This is a genomic window from Spirosoma migulaei (genome assembly GCF_054776855.1).
Genome location: NZ_BAAHBG010000022.1, coordinates 630,739 through 653,882, shown reverse-complemented (window position 1 = coordinate 653,882; position 23,144 = coordinate 630,739). Strand labels below are relative to the sequence as shown.

The following is a 23,144-nucleotide window of genomic DNA, read 5'->3' as shown; positions in this document are numbered from 1 at the left end:
TACGACATTTTCGGGAACGATTATAGGGTAATTATAGGGTAATCGGTAGGTATGTCCCTCAAAAGTCTACCTGGTATAACATTTCCAGCTGCCGCTCATTCAGTTTGGCGGGTAAGAGTCGAAACAGACCATTTCGTACCATCATAAGGAATTTATTCTCAACCTGTGCTACCGTACCAATTCGTCGGGAGGTTTTACTAATTATGTGGGTACGTTTTAACCGTCGTTGTTCAAACCGTTTAAATGCGTCTGGTACAGTACCCCCCTTTGCCAGCTCATCTGCCAGTACAACTGCATCTTCAATAGCCTGACAGGCCCCCTGACCCAGATTAGGCGTGGTGGCGTGGGCCGCATCACCCAACAAGACTACCTTATCGAAGGCATAGCGCGCCAGTGGTTTAAGGTCGCAGATGTCATTCCAGATCAATGCGTTGTCGGGCGTGCGGGCGATCACATCCGGGATTGGCGAATGATAGCTGTCGAACTGCCTGAGCAGATCGTTGGGTGTACGGGCACGCATTCGGGAATCGTTTGCCGGGGCATTCTGTGTGGCAAACCAGTACAGTTGATTAGTAGCCAATGGCACTACGCCAACGCGCCCAGCTGTGCCCCAGGTTTCCGATGCTTCCGACAAATTCAGCCCTGTGGCATCAACCACCGCTCGCCAGCAGGTATAGCCTGCATACCGTGCTTTGGAGTCGGGCATCAGTTGCTGACGGATGGGCGAGTGGATGCCATCGGCCACCAGTAAGTAGTCGGCTTCATGCGTAGTGTCATCATCGAATTGAACAATAACTTTATCCGGTTGCTGGTTTATCTGTATACCGCGCTTACCCATGTGCACAACTCCGTTATCGAGTTGATGCAGAAGCACCTGATGCAGGGCGGCCCGGTGAATACTAAAATTGTCGAGACCATATTTCTGACTGATTACCCGACTATCCGTGCGGGTAACAACGCGTCCATGCTGGTCATAAATGGTAAACGCATCGAGAAGCCGCCCTGCCTGAACCACCTCATCAGCAATACCTAGTCGCTGAAAGGCTTTGATCGCATTGGCTGCTAAAGCCAGTCCGGCACCCAGTGGTTTACTGACTGGAGCAGCTTCAAAAACGCTGGCACGAATGCCAATTTTTTGTAGAGCCAGCGCCGTTGTCAATCCTACGATACCCCCTCCAAGAATGGTGAACGATGTTGATGGCTTAGTCATAATGGAAAAACGGTTACCTGAGACAAGAGATTAGGCGAGTTAGCAAGTCAAAATTGGCAGAAAATGAAACGAGTGCTCTGGATAAGTAGGACGAAACCGCATTTCTTTGGGTTGAAACACCTATAGTTGGTGGAGTGGCGAAGTAAGACTGGTAAGTGAATATTGTTAATGAGCGGTTTCCGTGGGTAAATAACTTTCTGCTTCTACTCCGTGTTCTCCCTGAAACTAGTTGTTATATGCCGCTCGTTGCCCCCACAACCATTCAAAAAGTAGCTGGCGAAAGCCTGACCGAAGCCCCTGATCTGCTGGCCGTTGAGGAACCTCTCGAAATTCGACTCGGGTTTGGTCCTATGAGTAATCGCCAGCAGAAACCCGTATCGGTTACTATGCGGACGCCGGGTAACGATGAAGAACTGGCCATGGGGTTTCTATTCACGGAAGGTATTATTCACCAACCTTCCGATATTGTTTCATGCCGACATTGTGTGCAGGACGCTCATAAAGAAGGCAACGTGCTGCGGGTTGAACTTCATCCTGACGTACTCGTTGACTGGGCACGACTGGAACGGAACACCTTTACCTCATCGAGTTGCGGGTTGTGCGGCAAAGCGACGATTGAGGCTGTCAGTGTACTGACACCCGGCCTAGTTGCGTCGGATGTTGTAGTGACCTCGTCTGTACTCCATTCGTTGTCGGAGCGCGTTCGGGAAACCCAGCTGGCCTTTGCCTACACAGGTGGTATTCATGCAGCCGCCTTGTTTGATACCGATGGAAAGCTACTATTGGTTCGTGAGGACATTGGCCGACACAATGCACTGGATAAGCTCATTGGAGCTGCCTTCTGGCAAAATTGGTTGCCACTCAGTCAGTACGGTATTTTTCTGAGTGGTCGGATTGGCGTTGAACTCGTCCAGAAAAGCTGGATGGCGGGTGTACCGATTCTGGCCGCTGTGGGTGCCCCGTCGAGCCTGGCCGTGCAAATGGCGCAGGAAGCCCAAATCACGCTGGCCGGTTTTGTGCGGAACGAACGATTTAACCTGTATAGTGAGCCGGGCCGGATTCGGGTACTGCAAACGGTTTAAACTGGTACTTGTATCCTGTTACGTTAGGCGTAGTCTGAGACTATGCTCAACAATCCTAATGAGTTACATGATTAGGCACTCGTATCCTGAGCGCTCCGGGCCGAATATCAGCTTTTAATGTAGTGACCTGGCCCCGGTATTCGCCATCCACCTGGAAATAGGCTTTTCGCTTCGTTTCAATACTGACCGATGTAGTCGAAATAATCTCAATTTTCTTCGGGTCGAAGGGCTGGAACCGCCAGAATAGTTTCAGAATCTCCCAGATCGATAAGCGCCGGAAAATAACTACTTCAAATTTTCCGTCTCCCAGATCACCATCGGGGTTGATAACGGCACCGGTGCCATACATGCGGGCATTGGCCAGTACCACCATAAAGGCCACCCGGTGTATGCACTCATCACCCGCAGTAATGGATACCCGGAGAAGTCGCCGTTTTTGCAATACCTTAATGACACCCTGTAAGTAGCCAAATTTACCTCGTAGATTGTTTTTTTCGTAGTACCGAACCAAACGGGCATTCAAGCCAATATCGCCTAAGTGTAAACAACTCTCTCCACCGTTAATGTCAATTACATCGACTTTTTTTGAGATGCCATTGACTAAGGTATCCAGACTACCCTGCACATCAACGGGAATACCCAGCTCGCGGGCCATTCCGTTTGCTGAGCCTACAGGCAGGATACCCAGTAAGATAGGCGTGTCGAGCAGGTGCTCGGCTACGATTTTAATGGTACCATCGCCCCCGGCGGCTACTACGCAGTCGGGCTTGTGCTGCTCGATTTGCTGACGGATCGTTTCGTTGTCGGTTTTACCATCGAGGTGAAATTTGTGGATGGTATGGGGTGAGTTATCGAAATAGGTAGTGATGGCTTCTTCCCAAACGGTTTTATCTGTCCCGCCCGAGACGGGATTAATTGCGAATAAAAAGGTCAACTTATATGCGATTTAAAAGTTATCAATAGATAGTCATTGGTTGCCATTCCTTACCATTCTGTAGTCATTTATTGTAAAGGGTTGGTAGTTAGTTCCTTAGCGATAAATGACTATCAATGTCGCGTAATGACAATTAATGACAAGCGTGCTTTAAAGACGAGTACCGACTTAATCATGGAAACAGTGCAGTTGCCTTTTAGGCATAAACAAAAAAAAAGCCTGAAGGGTGGAATAAAACATTATTTCTTAACATGGCTGCATCTGACCGACCAGCCCCTGGTGAAGGTATACCGGGGTTTCGGGAATGAAACCATGTTAACTGTTCATGGGACTGTTTTTAAGCAGAGTGCGTTGCCTCGAAAAAAATACCGGGCCAGTATCTGGGTGAATTTGCTGGGTTTAATTCGATTGTTTTTGGTTCGGCCTTATTCACAGGTTCGGGTTCGGGTTTATGCAGGTGGGCAGACCAGAGAGACTAAAACGGATCTGGATGGCTATTTTCGGGTTGAGGTGCCCCTGACACAAGCGTTACCGCCTGGCTGGCATGTAGTTCAGGCCCAGTGTATATCCCCGGCAGGCACGCCCGAAACCATACTAGCCGATGGAGAGGGAGACGTTTTAGTACCTCATGCAAGCTCGTTTGCCTGTATTTCCGACATTGATGATACGTTTCTGGTATCGCACTCAGCCGTACTCATGAAACGGTTAACCGTATTGATCACCCGGAATGCGCATACTCGCCAACCCTTTGAGGGGGTGGTATCGCATTATCAGTTGCTGGCCAAAGCGAACACCCAGGATGAGGCAACAAATCCGTTTTTCTACGTGTCGAGTAGTGAATGGAACCTGTACGACTATATTCTGGAGTTCTCGAAGAAAAACGGCCTGCCTGAGGGCGTGTATCTGCTGAGCCCGTTAAAGCAATTCTCGGAGTTGTTGAAAACAGGGCAGGGGAAGCATATGACGAAGTTCATGCGGATTGTCCGGATTCTGGAAGCGTATCCAAACCAGAATTTTATTCTGCTGGGCGACGATACGCAGGAAGACCCCACTATTTATGCATCGGTAGTTGAGCACTTTCCATCCCGGATTCGTTGTGTCTATATTCGGCAGGTTCATCATAAAAATCAGCCAAAAACCCGGGAAATTTTGAGCCGTATTGAAGCCATGGGTGTTCCTTATTGCTACTTTGCGCACAGTGCCGAAGCCCGTCAACATTCAGTAGAAAGTGGATTAGTTGCCTAAGAACTAAATTTTAGATTGTTTTAGCCAGAGTATGGATCAGAACACGCCCCCCGAAGAATTAACCGGCGACCTTACAGTAGGTAAGCCTTATACCGAAGCCGCTGGTGTCGAAGCCATCCTGAAGTCGCTGGAGCACATTGGTAGTGGCACGGGCTTGATTCGTGGGTTAAAGGTGCTGGCCGATCTGAACCAGAAAGATGGATTCGATTGCCCATCCTGCGCCTGGCCTGACCCTGACGACCATCGGTCTAAACTGGGTGAATATTGCGAAAGCGGGGCCAAGGCCGTCGCAGACGAAATTATGACCAAACACTCGGCCTCGCCCGTACTGTTTCAACGCTATTCGGTGGCCGAGTTGCTTCAGAAAGGGGACTTGTGGCTTGGACAACAAGGACGGCTGACGCAGCCGATGATCTTAAAACCCGGCGCTACTCATTACGAACCAATTGAATGGGCGGATGCTATTCAGCTCATTGCCAGCCAGCTAAAAGCACTTGATTCCCCTGATGAAGCCATTTTTTATACCTCAGGCCGAACCAGCAACGAAGCAGCTTTTCTGTACCAGTTGTTCGTTCGGATGTTCGGCACGAACAACATGCCCGACTGCTCGAACATGTGCCACGAATCGACCAGCGTTGCCCTGGCCGATTCACTGGGGCTGGGGAAGGCATCGGTCAAATACGATGATTACGAAAAGGCCGACGTGATCATGATTATGGGCCAGAATCCCGGTACCAACGCACCCCGAATGCTTACGCCACTGGAACAGGCCAAGCGAAATGGGGCTAAAATCATTGCCGTAAATCCTTTACACGAAGCAGGCTTGCTGTCGTTTAAATACCCGCAGAGCGTTCGGGATGTGGTGTTGGGTGGACAGAAACTCACGGATTTGTTTTTGCAGATTCCCATCAACTCCGACCTTGCCTTGCTAAAGGCGATGTGTAAGCTGTTATTGGCCGAAGAGAAAAAAAGTCCGGGAAAAGTGCTGGATCAGGACTTCATTACGAAATACACCGCCGGTTACGATGCGTTCGTGAAAAGTCTCGATCAGTTTGAACTAAGCGATTTAGCCGCTCAATGTGGACAGACCATCGCGCAGATTCAGGAAGCGGTCGATTTGTTCAAGCATACACCCAAATTGATCATTTGCTGGGCAATGGGTCTGACCCAACACAAAAATGCGGTTCAGACAATTAATGAAGTGATTAATCTGCTCTTGCTAAAAGGCAGCATTGGTATTGAAGGGGGAGGGGCCAGCCCAATACGTGGCCACAGCAATGTGCAGGGCGACCGTACGATGGGCATTTGGGAAAAGCCCAAACCTGAGTTTCTGGATGCTCTCAAGCGTGTGTTCAAGTTTGAACCACCCCGCGAAAATGGCTATGATACGGTTGCCGCTGTGAAAGCGATGCACGAGGGCAAAGCGAGCGTGTTCTTTGGACTGGGCGGCAATTTCGCGATGGCCGTCTCCGATACGAATTACACGGCAGATGCCCTGAAAAGGTGTAAACTAACGGTACATGTTTCCACAAAGCTCAACCGGAGTCACCTCATTCACGGCGAAACGGCGCTCATTCTTCCCTGCCTGGGTCGTACTGACCATGATATACAGGCAACTGGTGAGCAGTTTGTTAGCTGCGAGAGTACAACGGGCGTAGTGGCACAATCCCACGGAGTGGTTGAGCCTTCGTCTGCGTATTTGAAAAGTGAAGTGGCCATTATTGGTGAGTTAGCGAAGGCTACGCTTGTAGCACCGACCGTCCCGGTCGGCCGTAACAAGTCCGACTACTCGGCCGACCGGGACGGTCGGTACTACATGGACTGGGACCAGCTTGTAGCTAACTATGACCGTATCCGTGACCTGATTGAACAGGTGGTGCCTGGTTTCGATAACTATAACGAAAAGGTTCGGATACCCGGCGGCTTTTACATTCCCAACGGCCCGCGTGTTCGGGAGTTTAAAACGAAGGATGGCAAAGCGCATTTCACGATCAACACACCAACGCACCATAACTTACAGCCCGGCGAGTTGTTGCTCATGACCGTTCGGAGTCACGATCAGTTCAACACCACGCTCTATGGCAATGATGATCGCTATCGGGGCATTTATAACGAACGGCGCGTGGTATTCATGAACCCCGACGACATTGCCAATCGGGGATTACGGGAAAAACAAGTGGTGGATTTACATAGTCAATACGACGGCCAGAGCCGAACGGCTCATCGGTTTATCGTGATTCCGTACAACATTCCGCTTGGCTGTACAGCTGCTTACTTCCCCGAAACGAACGTATTGATACCGATTGACTCAAAAGCCGATAAAAGCAATACCCCCACCTCGAAGTCGATTGTTATTACCGTGACACCAGCGGAGGGGTAAAGGATTAGGGTAGGTAATCAGAATAAGTACCGATAGGACGTCCAGATCTGGACGTCCTATCGTCCGTTTTCGGACTATAGTAATTCAATAGAAAGTGAAAAAAGGGCATTTTACGGCTTTGGGGGCCTATAAGCTTTATTGGCCTTTGATTTGCTATGCAAAAGGAAAAGATATATCTACCCGGCAAGAGTAATTCCAACTGATGAAGGGCACCCAACTAGGCGAGTTTGAAGAGATCGTTTTACTGACAATCACGCTGCTGTACGATGATGCCTACGGCGTGGCTGTTGTAGAGGCATTAAGCAAGCGTTTGGAGCGCCCCATGAGCTTAGGCGTTGTTCATCGAACCATGCAGCGGTTAGAAGAAAAAGGGCTGGTTCATTCTCGCTTTAGCGAACCTATTGCTGAACGGGGTGGACGGGCCAAACGCCTGTTTACCATAACCCTGGCGGGTGAACAAGCCTTGCGGGAAGCGCGACGAATTCGTAATGAATTATGGGAAGAGATTCCGAAAACCGCTTTTGACCATCTGACATGAATCGAAACAATAAAAACCATCAGGGCAGCCAGCCAGCGCCCCCTCGCTGGGCTGAGCGGCTATTGGAACGGCTTACAGCTCCTCATATCCGGGATGAAATTTTGGGGGATCTGTATGAATTATTTCAAAAGCGGGTTCAACGATACGGCTCTACTCAGGCCCAGCTACTGTATGGGCTGGAAATGCTGCTGTTGTTACATCCCCGCCTTTGGCGCAAACAAGCTCAATATGTCAATCGATACACGACAACCGTTTATTCACCACCAAACCCAATGGCCATGCTTAGTAATTATGTTAAAATTGCCTGGAGAAAACTTAATCGACACAAATCCTATACGGTGATCAATGTGGTGAGCCTAAGCCTGGGCATGGCATGCGCCATTCTGATCTTTACGCTGGTTAAATACCATCTGAGCTTTGATACGTTTCATGCTGATCAAAACCGCATCTACCGCATTTACACAGAGCTTCATACAGAAAAAGTGACCTATAGCACGGGCGTTCCCAATCCGATGGGAGAAGCCTTCCGAAGTGGGTACAATGTCGCTGAAAAAGTTGGCCGTATTGCCTTTCTAACGAAACGGGTGGTTGCCGTAGCGCCCCAGAAAAAGTTTGAAGAAGATATTGCGTTTGCCGATCCGGATTTTTTTGACATTTTCAATTTTCCCCTGCTAGAGGGCAACCCGAAATCTGCTTTGCAGGATCACAATACAGCCCTTGTTACAGACCGAATCGCTAAAAAATATTTTGGCAATGAAAACCCCATCGGTCAGCTATTGCACATTGATGAGTCGCTGGTTGTTAAGATAACCGGTATTCTCCGAAACCTACCGGCTACCACAGACTTTCATTCAGAGATCTATCTACCCTTCAGCAATTTGCAGAACCACAGTCCCTGGATGGTCGAAAAAGACTGGTGGCTAGGTTTCAATAAAGAGATGCAATGTTTTATCCGGCTCAAACCGGATGTATCAGCGGCTGTGGTCGATTCGAAAATTCTTCCAGCAATTGTTGATAAATACTACGATAAAGAGAATGCGAAGCATTTTCGATTTAAATTACAGCCGATCGCCGATGTTCATTTTAATCCTAACCTGCGGGGATACACTGAGAAAAAAAATCTCTGGACATTTGCTCTGATCGGTTTTTTTCTGGTTGTCACGGCCTGTGTCAACTTTATTAATCTGGCAACGGCTCAGGCGCTTGGGCGGGCTAAGGAAATTGGGGTTCGAAAAGCATTGGGCAGCCAGCAGGGAACGCTTTTCTGGCAATTTATTACCGAAACGGCGCTTATCGCCGGATTATCTCTGATTATCGCTTCGGGGTTGGCATACCTGGCCTTACCGTTTGTCAATCAATGGTTTGGCATAAAGCTGATGCTCAATTTATTGACGGATACGTATCTACTTATCTTTTTATTCGGCCTGCTGCTGATCGTAATTTTCTGTTCAGGTGCTTATCCCGGTTTGATTCTGGCTCGTTTTCAGCCTGTACTGGCGCTGAAAGGGAATCTTTCTCAACAGTCGACAGGTGGTTTCTCCCTGCGAAAAGGGTTGGTGGTCACCCAGTTTGCCATCTCACAACTGCTTATCATTGGCACACTGATTATAACCAGCCAGTTGCGTTATTCCCAACAGGCTGATCTGGGTTTTCGGAAAGACGCAATGGTTATTCTGCCCGTTCCCGACAATAAAAAGTCCAAAATCAGCACGTTGGCGGCTCAGCTTTCTGAACTATCCGGCGTTGAAAATGTGACTTTTTTCGATACCCCTCCCGCAACTGAATTCCTGGCAAGCACCTCATTTCGCTTCGATTCTCGCCCGGAAAACGAAAAATTCAATATTTCTATTAAAGCTGGGGATCATCAGTATGCCCCGACATTCAAAATTCCTATTCTGGCTGGTCGTAACCTGAATCCATCGGATACGATTAGGGAATACCTGCTCAACGAAACGGCCGTAAAAGCCCTTGGATTAGCTTCGCTACAGGAAGTGATCGGCAAAGCCGCTACAATCAATGGTCGATCAGGAACCATAGTCGGCGTGATGAAGGATTTCCACTATAAGTCGTTTCGTGTAGCTATTGAACCCCTCTGCCTGACAACCTGGGGTGAGACTTACAACAGTTGCGGGGTAACCATAAATCCGGCTAATCTGGGGCCAACCCTGGCCGGACTTGAAAAAGCCTGGACGGCCCTGTATCCGTCTTCCATTTTTACGTATCGGTTTATGGATGAGGACATTGAGCGGCTCTATAAGTTGGATACTATGCTTCTGCGGCTCATTCAGGCGTTTGCCGGTATTGCAATTTTTGTGGGTTGCCTGGGTCTGTACGGGCTGGTGTCGTTCATGGCAGATCAGAAAAAGAAAGAAATTGGTGTACGCAAGGTATTGGGTGCGAGTACGTTTGGTATCCTTTGGTTGTTTGGGAAAGAGTTTTCTCGTCTGCTGTTGGTTGCGTTTGTGCTGGCAGCTCCATTGGCGTGGTGGGTCATGAACAAGTGGCTTACTAATTTTGTGTATCGGATTGAACTTGGTGCCGGTATGTTTATTCTGGCAATGCTCATCACGTTCATGGTTGCCTTGCTGACCGTCGGTTTCCAGAGTATGAAGGCCGCTCTGATGAATCCGATAAAGACCTTACGTACAGAATAGACAATAGGCAGGTTGGTCACTCAAAAGCACCGCTAGTTAATCACGTAAATTTTCACCTGCCTGATAGCCTGAAATAGATCCCGTAGCGTACTATATCCGAGTTAAACGAATTGGCTGCCAGAACTTCCCTCATGGGCAGTTCTGGCGGTGATTCTACCAGGATATGATTGGTAATCAACTAGGGCAATTGGCAATACACGGTGGGCCGAAGTCAGTGAATACGACCTTCCCTTGGCCCATCTACGACGAAACGGAAGTTCAGGCTGTGGCCAGCATCGTGCGAAGCGGACAATGGGGAAACCCTGATTGTGCCGATGAAGTAGCTCGCTTTGAGCAGGCTTTCGCGGCTTATTGCGGCAGTAAATATGCCGTAACCTGTGTGAATGGGTCCGTATCGCTTCGGTTGGCACTGATTGCCTGCGGGTTACGGCCTGGCGATGAGGTCATCGTGCCGCCCTATACCTTCATTGCAACGGCTTCGGTCGTACTTGAAATTAACTGCGTTCCGGTCTTCGTCGACATTGATCCGCAGACCTACAACCTCGACCCTACCCATATTGAGGCTGCTATTACAAGCAAAACAAAAGCCATTATTCCCGTTCATTTTGCTGGCTTGCCCTGCGATATGGACGCCATTCTGGACATTGCGCAACGGCATAATTTGCGTGTGATTGAAGATGCCGCTCATGCCCACGGGGCCGAATACAAAGGCCGGAAACTTGGCTCTATTGGTGATGCCGGGAGCTTTAGTTTTCAATCGTCCAAAAACCTGACGAGTGGCGAAGGTGGCATCGTCATTACCAATGACGATGCCCTGTACGAAACCATGAATTCTCTGCGAAATGTAGGCCGGTTGCCCAGCGGACAATGGTACGATCATTTCAACCCTGGCTGCAACTACCGCATCACGCAACTCCAGGCGGTTCTGCTCTCCGAACAATTAAAACGACTGGATGAGCAAACGATCACGCGGAACGAGAACGGTCTTTACCTGGATAGCCTGCTGGCCGATATTGACGGTATTACACCCTTGAGTCGGGGAGAGGTTGCTATCCGGCACTGTTATCACCTCTATATTGTCAAATACGATCGAACCAAATTTGGGCAGATTGCGAAGCAGGAATTTGTGGCCATGTTGTCGGCAGAAGGGGTGCCCTGTTCAGGGGGGTATCCACATCCGTTGTATAAGCAACCGGTGTTTCAGCAAAAGAACTTTATGTGTTACGCCATCCCAGAATCGGTGGATTATACGCAGGTAAACTGCCCGGAAGCGGAGCTGGCCTGTGCGGAAGAAGCCGTATGGATTTTTCAACAGGCCATGCTGGGTACTCGCTCCGATATGGAGTCGTTTGCTCAGGCGATTCGGAAAATTCAGCATGCCAGGAAATAGATTCGCTTAATGACGCTGTTTTGGGCTGTACCGACGTACCCACGGGCTTATTGATTTGAAGAAATTAACCGCCGTTTTGCTAGCCTTCAAAACCCCCAACCCCCTGAAGGGGGCTTAGTTCACTGGGAAAAAAAGCCCCCTTCAGGGGGTTGGGGGTTTTGAAAGCCTCAAAAGGACAAGTTTTATTTAGGCGCTTATTTAATACAAATCAATCAGCCCGTGTATCAATCCAATCCATACACGGGCTGAAGCCCGTGGGTACGCCCCAATCGCAATTCTTAACAATACCTTCCTCTTTTTTAATCTATGACTTTGAATCGTTCTGTAAGATTGGTAATCAGTGGCCTTACCCTGTTTTTGGCAATAAGTGGTAGTCAACTCACTGCTCAACCAATTAACCTGAAACAGGCCGTTGTTCTGGTTTCGCCCTCTGTTCCGTTGCCTATGCGGGAAACGGCTCCCCGGATGCTGCGCGAAGAGATTGAAAAACGAACGGGCGTTTCCCTGAAAACAGCGTCGACCTGGCCAAAGGCTGGCTCAACGCGGATCGCACTGGTTCTTGTGGGCGATAAAGACGTTCAGGGCGTTACCATCCCGGTTAATACGTCGAATGATCGGCCAGAAGGTAAGCCAGAAGGATTCCGGGTGGTGAGTGAAACCAATACCACAGGCAATACGCTCTGGATTATTGGTGCCGATAGCCGGGGTATTCTGTTTGGCACCGGGTGGCTGTTGAGAAACCTGAAAATGGACCGAAAACTGCTGGAACTTCCCAACCCGGTCGATCTGGCCACGGCACCCACTTATCCCATTCGGGGACATCAGTTGGGCTACCGAACCACGGCTAACTCATACGATGCCTGGACGGTGGGGCAATTTGAGCAGTACATTCGCGATCTGGCTATTTTTGGAACCAACGCTGTAGAAGGAATCCCGTTTCACGAAGACGAGAAACCCAGCCCTCATTTTAAGATACCTGCTTCGGAAATGCGGGTCAAAATGAGCGAAATCTGCAAAGCGTACGATCTGGACTATTGGGTATGGACACCCGCTACCTTTGAACTGACCGATACGAAGAAACGGGAAGCCGAACTTACGCTTCACGAGACTTTTTATAAGGCATGTCCCCGGCTCGATCATGTTTTTTTGCCCGGTGGCGATCCCGGCGACAACCATCCCAGAGAGGTAATGCCTTTTTTGAAAGAGCTGCACGACCGACTGGTGAAATACCACCCAAAGGCCAACGTCTGGCTGTCGTTGCAGGGATTCAACGTGGAGCAGATCAATTATGTGTATGACTATCTGGCCCAGCATAAGCCCGATTGGCTGGCAGGGCTGGTCTACGGACCGGGCAGCCCGCCACTCGCCGAAACCCGGTATCGCTTGCCCAAACAGTACCAGCTTCGTCAGTATCCGGACATTACTCATACCGTTCGTTGCGAATTTCCCGTTGAACGCTGGGATCAGGCGTTTGCGCTGACCTTAGGGCGGGAGGCATCAAATCCACGCCCTTATTTTTACGCGCGGGCTCAGGCGGCTGCGGCACCCTTTACGGATGGCTTTGTGTCCTATTCCGATGGTTGCCATGATGACATCAACAAAGTAGTGTGGAGTATGCGCGGTTGGGACCCGGATATGAACGTTCATCAGATCCTGACCGACTACAGCCGCTTTTTCTTTGGCTTACCATTGACCGAATCCGCGGCCAGCGGTATTGAGGCTCTCGAACAAAACTGGCAGGGGCCACTGGCGCAAAACGGGGGCGTCGACGCTACGTTTTCATTCTGGAAAACGATGGAAACAACGAATCCCGCCTTAGCCACCAACTGGCGTTGGCAACTCCTCCTTCTCCGGGCTTATTACGATAACTACACCCGCAGGCGGTTACTGTATGAACAGGAACTGGAGGCAAAAGCGGACAAGATACTAGCACAGACGACCGATGCTGATCCCGATAACGCGATGAGCCAGGCGCTTGCCCTTGTGAACAAAGCGGATACAGAGCCTGCTTCGCCTGAGTTGAAAGCCAAAATTGTGTCGTTATGTGCCGCTCTATTTGCTTCAATTGGCTTACAAACCAGCGTGCCTAAGTATAAAGCGAAGGGTTATGAACGGGGTTGCCTGCTTGATTTTGTCGATTATCCGCTCAACAATCGCTGGTGGCTGACTGACGAGTTCGATAAAGTCCGGACACTGAAAACAAAGGAAGACAAACTGAGACGTCTACGGGAAATCGGTACCTGGGAAACGCCCGGCAAGGGCAGTTATTACGACGATGTGTCGAGCGTAAGCAAAGGCCCCCGCGTGAAAACCATCTCCGACGATGCCACGGACATTGCCTGGTGGAAAGACGGTTTCAGTCGGACCCGGCTTTCATCGCAAACGTTCCAGCGAAGTCCGGCCCTGGATTATGATAACCTGGACCCTACGGCGGAGTACATTATTCGGGTTGTCGGATTTGGCGATGCTTTGTTACGGGTCGATGGAAAGCGGTTGAGTCCTTTGCACTACAGCAAGGAGGCCGATGCGGTTAAAGAATGGATTGTACCCCTGTCGGCCACGCAGGACGGGCATATCAGCGTCACGTTCGACGAACCAGAGGAATCCCACCTCAACTGGCGGCAAAACTCCCGGATCTCGGATATCTGGCTGCTGAAGCAGTAAAAGGTTGTTTAACCACAGAGGCACGGAGTAAAAAAACAACAAGTTAAAGTTCTGTGTTCTCTGTGGTTAAACCCCTTAGCGGACCACCGCTGGCAGAATATACTGTTCCAGTATCTTGTCTACCTGAGGATGGGCATACGCCGTGTTATAAGCAGTAGCCGTAACGACAACCACCAGCGGCTGGTCTTTAAAGACAAAGATTTTATTGCCCCCGTTTCCTGAGCAGTAATAGGTTTCATATGCCTTGCCGTCTACCTGATACGTTTTGTTCCAGAACAGGTACCCATAATACTCATCCTTCCGGCCCGTAATCGGCTTATGATGCGTAAAGGTTTGGCTAACCCAGGCAGCTGGTATGAGTTGCTTCCCCTGCCATTGGCCCCCATTTTTATATAACTGGCCGTATTTGGCAAAGTCCAGCGCATTCATTCGGATACCACCCGCCGTGCTGACTACTTTTTGGGGCGTGTATTGCCATTGGTAGTGGGTAATGCCCAGGGGCTTAAATAGTTTCTGGTCCGTATAGCGTTCCAGATTTCCCGGTACAACTTTGTTCAGAATGTCACCTAACAACACAACGCCTGCGGTAAAATAATGCCACTCCCCTTTAAACTTCGCAGGGTCAACGGGTAGGTCCAGAATGAATTTTATCCAGTTAGGCGTAGGATACATATTCTCCTCGTTGCCCGGCGAGTTGTTGTCATTATCATCCCCGTCAAACGCCGAACTCATGGTCAGTAACTCGTTTAGTGAGGTATTTGCCTTGGCAGGAGAGTCGTTTGCAAAGGTTTTCAGGTCATAAAAATCAGCTAACTTTTGGTTTTCACTTTTCAAGAGACCTTCCTGTTTTGCAATCCCGGCCATGGTAGAGGCAAACGTCTTACCCACCGAACGAACATCATGCAGGGAGTCTCGGGTGTTCCCGTTAAAGTATTCTTCGATCAGTAGTTTACCATTTTTAATGACGATCACACTGGTGATGTGTTTGAACACATCCTCGTCAATATTACCCTTCAACTCCTTGATCTTGTTGATATCAAACCGTTCCGTCGAGACGGCAAAGCCCGGATAGGGTTTGGGGATAGTAAGTCGAACTTTGGTTAGGTCAATAACTGGTTTGCGCTTCACCTGTAGTGTCAGTTGCCCCGCAGCAATCAACTCACCCACGGTCAGGTTAGGCTTGTTGAGATACGGTCTGATCTCGAGCCTGAACATGTGTGGGCCGTCTGTCAGTGCGCTATCCCCACCGTTATTCATAAACCGATTCCAGGCCGACTGACTCCACCAGGCCCCCTCTCGCTGGTTGTTAATTAATGGCTTACTGATGAGTGTTTCAACGTTCTTCACTTGGGCGTAAGGGGCTCCTGGATGCAGATTGCTCTGGTAAATGAGTCGGTTATCTACGTAAAATGTGAATTGATAACCACCCGTTTTCGTGAGTTCATCGGCTGTTAGTTCAGGCGCCATCCGATGTAAGTAATTGGTGAGCGAGTTACCCATAAAGACCGTCATGAATAAATTGCTTTTGTTCGTCAGCGCATACGTACGTAGAAAGTCCGTGGTTTTTAGGTCGGCCGCTGGGGTATCTTTATCGGTAAAGATGATTGTGCCGATGTTAGCCTGGTGTAGCGCAGTCGTAATGCCCTGCGTTTTTACCAGATCGGTGGGCTGGCCGTACAGCTTGCAAGTCACAAGCAGGCTTAGTAAAATGGGTATCAAGCGCATATGCATAGGAGTAGAGAGCAACTAAGTTTTATCAAAGCTATGCAGATCAGATACGTACGTGCCGAAAATGGGATGAACGGGCCGGAAAATGGGTTTAATAAATCACCTTCATTTTCCCGCCAGGTATCGATTTCGGTATTCGAGTGGGGTGCAGCCTTTGACCTGCCTGAACTGACGGGCAATGTTCTTGCTATCATTGAGGCCTAACTCCATGGCAATCTCAAAAACGGTCAGGTCGGTTTCCAGCAGTTTTTTAGAGAATTTTTCGATCCGCAGATTCTGGATGTACTTGTAGATAGGATAGCCAATCACATGCTGAAACCGCATCTCCAGTGAGCGTCTCGACAACGGCACCTGCTTGACCACTTCATCGACCTGAAGATTTTTGTCGATATTCTGGTGAATGTATTTCAGTGAGGAGGCAATGTAATCGTCGTGGGTGGCGTAAATATCGGTCGACTGGCGGGTGATTACCTGCGTAGGCCTCACAACAATATCATAAAAACACTCGGTTTCCTTGCGAATCATGCGATCCAGCAGGCGGGCCGCATCATACCCCCCTTTCTCGGCATCCTGCGCAATGCTGGATAGAGGAGGGTCAGACAGCTCACAGATCATTTCATCATTATCGACCCCCAATACCGCTACCTCCTCGGGAATACGAATACCCGAATGTCGACAGGCCTCCGTAATGTGCTGACCAAGTCGGTCGTCGCACGTCATGATGGCAATTGGCTTTGGTAATGACAATAGCCACTGACTCAGTGAGCTAGGTTTATAATACCACAGCTCGATCTCACTGGCGCGGGCGTTTTCGTTTTCAAAATAATGGACTTTGTAACCCGACCGGGACACTCGCTCGTCGAATCCTTCAGCCCGTTCCCGCGACCAGACGATGTCCGTAAATCCATAAAAGGCGAAGTTTTTAAAGCCTTTTTTTAGGAAATAGTCCGCGGCCATAGCGCCGGTTTCCTGGTGGGCACCCGTTATGTTGGGGATTTCTGTAAACCGTTCTTTAAAATCCTGCGCAATGAGTGGAATACCCGCCTGAACGATCTTTTCGATACTTTCATCGTTGTAAAGCTGCCCGATAATGCCGTCGGCTTCCCATTCTCGCGCCCAGTTCAGTATGCCGTTGATCCCCATCGTTTCCCGATGAAAAAGGGGCATCCGGCAAAAAACCCAGGGACCATATTCCCGCGAATATTTAGTGATCCCTTTCAACAGACTCTTGCTGTAGTCTTCTGCGAAGTCGATTAGTAGAATGATCTTGTGCATGGGTAAAGAGCGAAAGAGTGAACGAGTGAATGAGCGAAAACCGCCGGGAAGTTGCGCTGTCGCGTCTGCCCGCTCTTTCACTCATTCACTCTTTCGCTCTTTAATTTAATCGTCGCATTCGTAACCAGCGGTTTGGCCCAGATGCCAATACTGAAAATATAACCTAGCGTAAACAGAATGACCAGCATGGCCCAGCGCAGTCCCACCAGTTCGGCGAGGCCACCGATGATCAGGGGTACCAGCGCGCCACCAACGATTCCGGTACACAAGATACCCGAAAAAGTGCCATGATGCTGCGGAACGGAGTTGAGTGCGAGTGAAAAAATGATGGACCACATCACAGAAGCAAAAAAACCAGTGGCCGGAAACGCATACAGAGCCACTTCTTTAGTGCCAAACAGTCCGGCCAGTAAGGCGATAATAGCGCCCAGCGTGAAAATCATCAGCACTTTGCGGCTGTCGGTTAGTTTCAGTAAAACCAGGCCAAGAACGCAGCCAATGGTCATGAGCCCCCAGAAATAAGCCACTACTTCGGCGCCAGTTGTTGTCGGGTCAACTCCGTGATACAGTTGAAGGAACTTGGAAATCCAGTTGGCAATGCCCTGTTCAGTACCTACATACGCGAAAATACCCGCGAAGAACAACAAGACCGTTTTGTTGCGAAGTAGCTCGGTCAGGGTACCGCCCACTTCCACTTTTTCGTCGTCCTTAAGCTCGACGGTTGGGAATTTGATCAGCGCAACTACTATAATCATCAAGAGCGTCGTCAGGGCAAAAACCCAATAGAGCGACACCCATTTCAGATCAACGGGAACCAGTCGATTCAGCACCGCAATCGGGAAGCTAGTATTGGTGGTATGCAGGTTAACGACAAAGTAGCTGTATAGAAAAGGACTTATAAATGACGCGGCCCCGGAAAAAAGCTGCGCCAGCACCGAATTAAAGGCAAAATGCTCTTCGCCACCTGTTACCCGTAGCAGTGGGTTAATCACAACCTGCAACATGGCCATGCCAACACCGATGGAAAATAACGACACCAGCGCCACTGAAAATTGGGGTATGAGGGCGAAGAGTAAGGCACCCAGGAAAGCCAATAAAAAAGCACCTAGCAGCACCCGTTTCTCCTGGTATTTTTCGACCAGCAGTCCCGACGGAATCGACGCACTGTAGGCAACGAAAAAAGCAAAGGGCAAGAAACCCGCCAGACCGATACTCAGTTGAAAACTGTCGACCAGATCGGGGATGATGGGCCCCAAAATGTTGGTCAGAAACGAAATGACAAAGAAAATGACCAGAATCAGGACGACAATCAGGGTGTTACGGTTCATGGTATTAGCTAACTAAAGCGGCTGCGCCCAGCAGGGCAATGCCTTCCCGCTGCGACTGGAAAATTTTCAGTCGCTTGAGCGTGACTGGATAAGCGAAATCCTGCATACTCTCAAACATACCCGCTTTAAAAAACGGGTACGCTTTGGCAATGGAACCCCCTAAGACAATGACTTCAGGATCGTAGGCGTAGAGGACTGCTTTGATAGCCCAGCCAAAATGACGACCAAATTCGGTCCAGAGTTGTAACGCGCTGGGCTCGCCGAGTTGGGCTGCCTGGCTGGCTTCGAGGGCCGTTGTACCGTGGATAGCCTCGAAAAATTCGGCAGAGGCATAGTACTCAAAGTTTTTATCCCGATAGGGGAGTAGTCCTATTTCTCCCGCTCCACAGTTACTCCCGACAAAGAGCTGATTGTCAATGATAATGCCCGAGCCAAGCCCTGTACCAATAGACATGCCAACGACGGAATGGTAGGATTTGGCCAGACCAAACTGGTGTTCGCCAAGGGTAAAGCAGTTCACATCATTGTTCACAAATACGGGTACGGCAAATTCCTCTTCCAGAATATCGCGCAGGGCAACCTCTTTCCAGGATGGAATATTGGCCACGTTATACACAATACCCCGCCCCACATCAACCACCGAGGGAACACCAATACCGATACTACTGACGGTGGATTCCGCCAGAGGACGGATTAATTCAATAAGTTGTGATAACGTAGCAGAGAGCGATTCTTTTTGATGTAATAAGCCACTCTTTTGATGAACAATTGATCCATTCCGTACAAGTCCAGCCCGTACGTTGGTTCCTCCTAAGTCGACCCCAATAGTCATGGTACGTATGTTGCGTATTGGTGTAAAAAACTACAAGAATATTATAATAGTATCAGGACGTGCTACCGCACCTTAAGGATGGTTGCCCGGCTCGATCTACCCGATGCATCGAAGCTTTTTAATGTCAACGTGCCCGAAACCTTTACTGGACCTGTATATAGTGCAGATTGTGCCGTTGGCTCAGTCCCATCGGTCGTATACCGAATGGCAAGACCGGGTAGTTCTACATTCGCTTTGAGCATGCCCTGCTCGATAATAGCACCCGGAAGCGGTAACCGATAATGATAACCGCCGTTGATCGTAGCTAGCCGGGGGAGTTCTTTTTGGGCGAGTGTATTGGCAAATATATTCCAGCCGGTACTCATTGATTTTTCGCGCTCCTGCCGGTTTTCGATGGTCTCCCAGGGTCGCTCGGGTGCCCAGGCACTTTCGGCAAACCCCAGTAATTTAGGCAGGATATCATACTCGGCCATATCACGACCTTTAACGGTTTCGCTCCACAGCTGACATTCTACACCCCGAACGTTTTTGCGGGCTTCGGGCTTCATTTTTTGTAGGCCTGCAAAATTTAAGGGCTTACCCATCGAATTTTTATAGGTTGTCTTAAACATATCGAACGGCGCAAATGCCCAGTTGTTGCGCGTATCAACATAGCCCGCCCAGTACAGACCTGGCTCCTGCGGATCGTTGTTATAGGCCATATCGAAATAAAAGTTCGATACATTACACAACACCACTGGATAACCGGCATTGGCCATCCGATTGCCCAGATCCATATCAAACAGATTGTTCCAGACATAGGGCACCACGCCCTGGCCAACAAATTCAGGGTTCAATACCAGTTTTCCATCGGCTGCTTTGGTGAGTACAGCCTCTTCCCAGCCGTGTATTTCCAGATTACGTTTTTTGAGTCGTTTAACAAGGTTTCGGAAGAAATAAGTCTGCAGGTTTTTCGGGTCTTTGATCGTTGGGTTATCTTTCAGGACTTTAGCCGCTATGGGCGATTTTGTCCAGACGCCTTCGGGCACTTCGTCGCCACCCGCGTGCATCACGTCCATGGGCAAACCGGCTTCTTTGTACATCTTCGTGATCTCATCAACCACTTTTTCATAGAAGTGGTAGGTCGACTCCTGTCCAACGCTCACCACATTGTCGGTGTACCCCTGTGCGGATAAATAAACGGATTTATCATTGGGGTCGATGAGTCGGTATTCATTGGCTTCTTTCTCGTTGCCCTCCTTCATCAATCGGTCATACCGGGCTTCCATAGCTTTAATGGCGGCTCTGGCATGGCCCGGCAAATTCACTTCCGGAATGACCTTGATATGGCGCGCTTTCGCGTACTTCAGGATTTCGATGAAATCGGCTTTGGTGTAATACCCACTGCCGTATTTGCCTTCGTCATAGGCTTTTGGGCCCGATCCGTAGGCCGGATGCAGCACTGGCGTTTCCTTACCCGACGTATGTTCCCGTTGTGCACCTACTTTCGTTAGCTCAGGCAATCCGTCAATTTCGAGACGCCAGCCTTCATCTTCCGTCGTATAAAACAGGAAGTGATTGACTTTGTAGACTGCCAGCAAATCCAGCAACCGAAGAATGGTTTCTTTGGTCTGGAAATTCCGGCTAACATCCAGGTGCATACCCCGGAAATGGAAGCGTGGCGCATCCTCAACCTGTACGTAGTTCAGGGCAATACTGGCCGACGGTTTAAGGTAGGTTGCGGTCGGGATCAACGCCAACATACTCTGAATGCCGTAGAAGACACCAGCCGCATCGCTACCCGTAATGGCAATGCCATTCCCGTCGATGCCTAACTGATACGCTTCTTTCGTAACGCCGTTGACACGAATAGTTCCCGTTTTTAGCGAAATGCCTTTGCCCGTTGGGGTTCCTGTTTTTACAGAAAAGTCGCTACCCGTTAGCGTTTTTAGTTTCTGACTCAGGAAATTCGCTTCATTTTCCAGGCTTTTATCTGCATAAATCGGCAGCGACGAATTGACGGTCAATGTGCCTGTGCCCAACGTCAGTTTAACGGGTGCCGGTATGATTTTCTGAAGATTTTCGGTTGGAAGCAGGGAGGCCGTTCGATTCGTCTGGTACGTATGTTCAGGAGTTGGGAGCGGTTCCAGGTCGACCTTTCCACGTAGCATCTGCTCTCGCCGGGTAAACGGTTTGATGCTATAATTGGCTACCTGTACGATGTTTTCCTCCTTGCCGTCTTTGTCATAAAAAACAAAGTAAAGCCCCAGTGGAGCATCCGTGACCTTATTGACGGCTTCGGTTCCCTCGTATAGAACGTCGATAGCGGCACCGGGTTTGAGACTAAAGCCAACCCTGGGCGTAAGTTTATACCAGTCTCCATTGATGTGCTGAACAGTAGCGGACTGGGGTGTTTTTGTTGGAAGAATAGGCCGGGGCGACATGTTGAAAAACAAGGCCCAGTTGGTGTCTGTCAATGGAAAATTACTTTCATTGGCCAGGTGAAAGCGGGCTTCGAAACCCGTTTCGATCTCGGTGAAATTGCTGACCAGTTCCCAGGATACCGTTATTTTTTTTGCCTCTTCAACTGCCTGCTTTTCAGTGATACTACAACTGCTGAAACAGAGGAAAACAAGCGTGCTGAGGGTGGTAAAAAAAGTAGTTCGCATAAATCCTTAGGTTAAGTAGCCTTTATAGTACTCAAATCAGTAGTAAAGATACCATTGCTTTTAGCGGGCTTTTTACAACTTTTTGATGGTACAGCAACAAAAGCGGCTTATTTCTCTGGATGCGATGCGCGGGTTTACCATTGCAGCCATGATTGTTGCCAATTTTCCGGGCAGTGAGGAGACCGTGTATTTTACCCTTCGACATACCATTTGGAATGGTCTTTCCATGACGGATCTGGTAGCACCATTTTTTCTGTTTATCGTCGGCGTGTCTATTGCCTTCGCTTATTCACAAAAACGGGCTGCTCACAAAGGAGAACTTTACCGGAAGATTGTCATTCGCTCACTGAAAATCTTTGCCGTCGGTATGTTCCTGAATCTGATGCCCGATTTTGATTTTGCCACGATTCGCTGGACAGGTACACTTCATCGAATCGCCATCGTCTTTCTGGTTTGCGCAACGTTATTTTTGACTACAAGCTGGAAACAGCAGGCCTGGATTGGCGCCTTTACTTTGGTTGGATATTGGCTGGCCATGACGCAGATCCCCACCCCCGATGTGGGCCGGGTTGTGCTGGAACGGGGCCAGAATCTGGCTGCCTGGGTTGACCGGCAATACCTGCCCGGCAGAATGTGGCAGGGAACCTGGGACCCCGAAGGTATTCTGAGCACCTTCCCGTCTATTGTGACGGGAATTATGGGTATGCTGGCAGGCCGGTGGATGCTGGGCCCCGATGAACCAATCGAGAAAGTTGCGTATCTGATGACGGTTGGTCTGTTTACAGCCATTGCAGGCTATTTCTGGGGGCTAACGTTTCCAGTTAATGAAAATCTCTGGACGAGTTCGTTTGTGCTGGTTACGTCTGGTTTTGCTGCCCTACTGTTTGGCGCTACGTATTTTCTGGTTGATGTACTCGGGCATACGAATGGGACAAAGCCAGGGATTATCTTCGGAGCGAACGCTATCACAGTATATGTACTGGCCGACATCTTCGCCCTCTTTTTCTATCGACTCAAATTCGGTGGTCTTCCGCTGAATGAGCAGGTTGTAAAAGGGCTACGTGATATTGGACTTCAACCCGAACTCGCCAGTCTGTTGTACGCGCTGTTTTTTGTTGGCGTCAATTTCATTCCAGCTTATGTGCTGTATAAGCGGAAGATTTTTATTAAGCTGTGAGGATGCGTGGAACTGTGCGGACTCTGTTTTTGCTTGGCTTTGCCGACCGGGCTGGCGTA

The 23,144-nt window shown here is 49.4% G+C and carries 15 protein-coding genes; 8 read left to right on the top strand and 7 right to left on the bottom strand.

Annotation, left to right across the window (positions count from 1 at the left end):
• Positions 1-58: 58 nt before the first annotated feature.
• Positions 59-1,210, bottom strand: a complete 1,152-nt coding sequence (locus ACYVGO_RS23945; RefSeq protein ID WP_460971436.1) for an FAD-dependent monooxygenase — start codon at positions 1,208-1,210, stop codon at positions 59-61.
• Positions 1,211-1,446: 236 nt separating this feature from the next.
• Between ACYVGO_RS23945 and fdhD the strand changes: the two genes are divergently transcribed.
• Complete coding sequence (gene fdhD, locus ACYVGO_RS23940) at positions 1,447-2,292, top strand: formate dehydrogenase accessory sulfurtransferase FdhD (protein ID WP_460971435.1); 846 nt, start codon at positions 1,447-1,449, stop codon at positions 2,290-2,292.
• Positions 2,293-2,347: 55 nt separating this feature from the next.
• Here the strand turns inward: fdhD and ACYVGO_RS23935 are convergent, their stop codons facing one another.
• Positions 2,348-3,226 (bottom strand): diacylglycerol/lipid kinase family protein, encoded by an 879-nt coding sequence (locus ACYVGO_RS23935; RefSeq protein WP_142771615.1) that lies wholly within the window; start codon positions 3,224-3,226, stop codon positions 2,348-2,350.
• A 174-nt stretch (positions 3,227-3,400) separates the two neighbouring features.
• Here ACYVGO_RS23935 and ACYVGO_RS23930 point away from each other — a divergent pair, with 174 nt between their 5' ends.
• The 6 genes from ACYVGO_RS23930 to ACYVGO_RS23905 all read left to right on the top strand — a co-directional run bounded on the left by ACYVGO_RS23930 (position 3,401) and on the right by ACYVGO_RS23905 (position 14,097).
• Positions 3,401-4,471 (top strand): App1 family protein, encoded by a 1,071-nt coding sequence (locus tag ACYVGO_RS23930; protein ID WP_460971434.1) that lies wholly within the window; start codon positions 3,401-3,403, stop codon positions 4,469-4,471.
• Positions 4,472-4,502: 31 nt separating this feature from the next.
• Positions 4,503-6,851, top strand: coding sequence for an FdhF/YdeP family oxidoreductase (locus tag ACYVGO_RS23925; protein ID WP_460971433.1), 2,349 nt, complete (start codon positions 4,503-4,505; stop codon positions 6,849-6,851).
• A gap of 202 nt (positions 6,852-7,053) precedes the next feature.
• Positions 7,054-7,389: a PadR family transcriptional regulator gene (locus tag ACYVGO_RS23920; protein ID WP_142771618.1), complete on the top strand. Its 336-nt coding sequence runs from the start codon at positions 7,054-7,056 to the stop codon at positions 7,387-7,389.
• Positions 7,386-10,043, top strand: a complete 2,658-nt coding sequence (locus tag ACYVGO_RS23915) for an ABC transporter permease (protein WP_460971432.1) — start codon at positions 7,386-7,388, stop codon at positions 10,041-10,043. Before ACYVGO_RS23920 ends, ACYVGO_RS23915 begins: the two co-directional genes overlap by 4 nt.
• Before the next feature lie 163 nt (positions 10,044-10,206).
• Positions 10,207-11,433, top strand: a complete 1,227-nt coding sequence (locus ACYVGO_RS23910; RefSeq protein WP_460971431.1) for a DegT/DnrJ/EryC1/StrS family aminotransferase — start codon at positions 10,207-10,209, stop codon at positions 11,431-11,433.
• Between the two features lie 306 nt (positions 11,434-11,739).
• Complete coding sequence (locus ACYVGO_RS23905) at positions 11,740-14,097, top strand: hypothetical protein (protein ID WP_460971430.1); 2,358 nt, start codon at positions 11,740-11,742, stop codon at positions 14,095-14,097.
• A gap of 75 nt (positions 14,098-14,172) precedes the next feature.
• Here the strand turns inward: ACYVGO_RS23905 and ACYVGO_RS23900 are convergent, their stop codons facing one another.
• The 5 genes from ACYVGO_RS23900 to ACYVGO_RS23880 form a co-directional block, all read right to left on the bottom strand.
• A complete protein-coding gene (locus tag ACYVGO_RS23900; RefSeq protein ID WP_460971429.1) occupies positions 14,173-15,822 on the bottom strand; it encodes a serine hydrolase domain-containing protein in 1,650 nt (549 codons plus the stop codon).
• 108 nt (positions 15,823-15,930) lie between these two features.
• Positions 15,931-17,100: an AraC family transcriptional regulator gene (locus ACYVGO_RS23895; protein ID WP_142771622.1), complete on the bottom strand. Its 1,170-nt coding sequence runs from the start codon at positions 17,098-17,100 to the stop codon at positions 15,931-15,933.
• Positions 17,101-17,177: 77 nt separating this feature from the next.
• Positions 17,178-18,428, bottom strand: a complete 1,251-nt coding sequence (locus ACYVGO_RS23890) for an MFS transporter (RefSeq protein WP_460971428.1) — start codon at positions 18,426-18,428, stop codon at positions 17,178-17,180.
• Between the two features lie 4 nt (positions 18,429-18,432).
• Positions 18,433-19,260: an ROK family protein gene (locus ACYVGO_RS23885; RefSeq protein WP_142771624.1), complete on the bottom strand. Its 828-nt coding sequence runs from the start codon at positions 19,258-19,260 to the stop codon at positions 18,433-18,435.
• A 62-nt stretch (positions 19,261-19,322) separates the two neighbouring features.
• Positions 19,323-21,908, bottom strand: coding sequence for a family 20 glycosylhydrolase (locus ACYVGO_RS23880; RefSeq protein ID WP_460971427.1), 2,586 nt, complete (start codon positions 21,906-21,908; stop codon positions 19,323-19,325).
• 85 nt (positions 21,909-21,993) lie between these two features.
• Here ACYVGO_RS23880 and ACYVGO_RS23875 point away from each other — a divergent pair, with 85 nt between their 5' ends.
• Positions 21,994-23,085, top strand: coding sequence for an acyltransferase family protein (locus ACYVGO_RS23875; RefSeq protein ID WP_460971426.1), 1,092 nt, complete (start codon positions 21,994-21,996; stop codon positions 23,083-23,085).
• Positions 23,086-23,144: the final 59 nt, after the last annotated feature.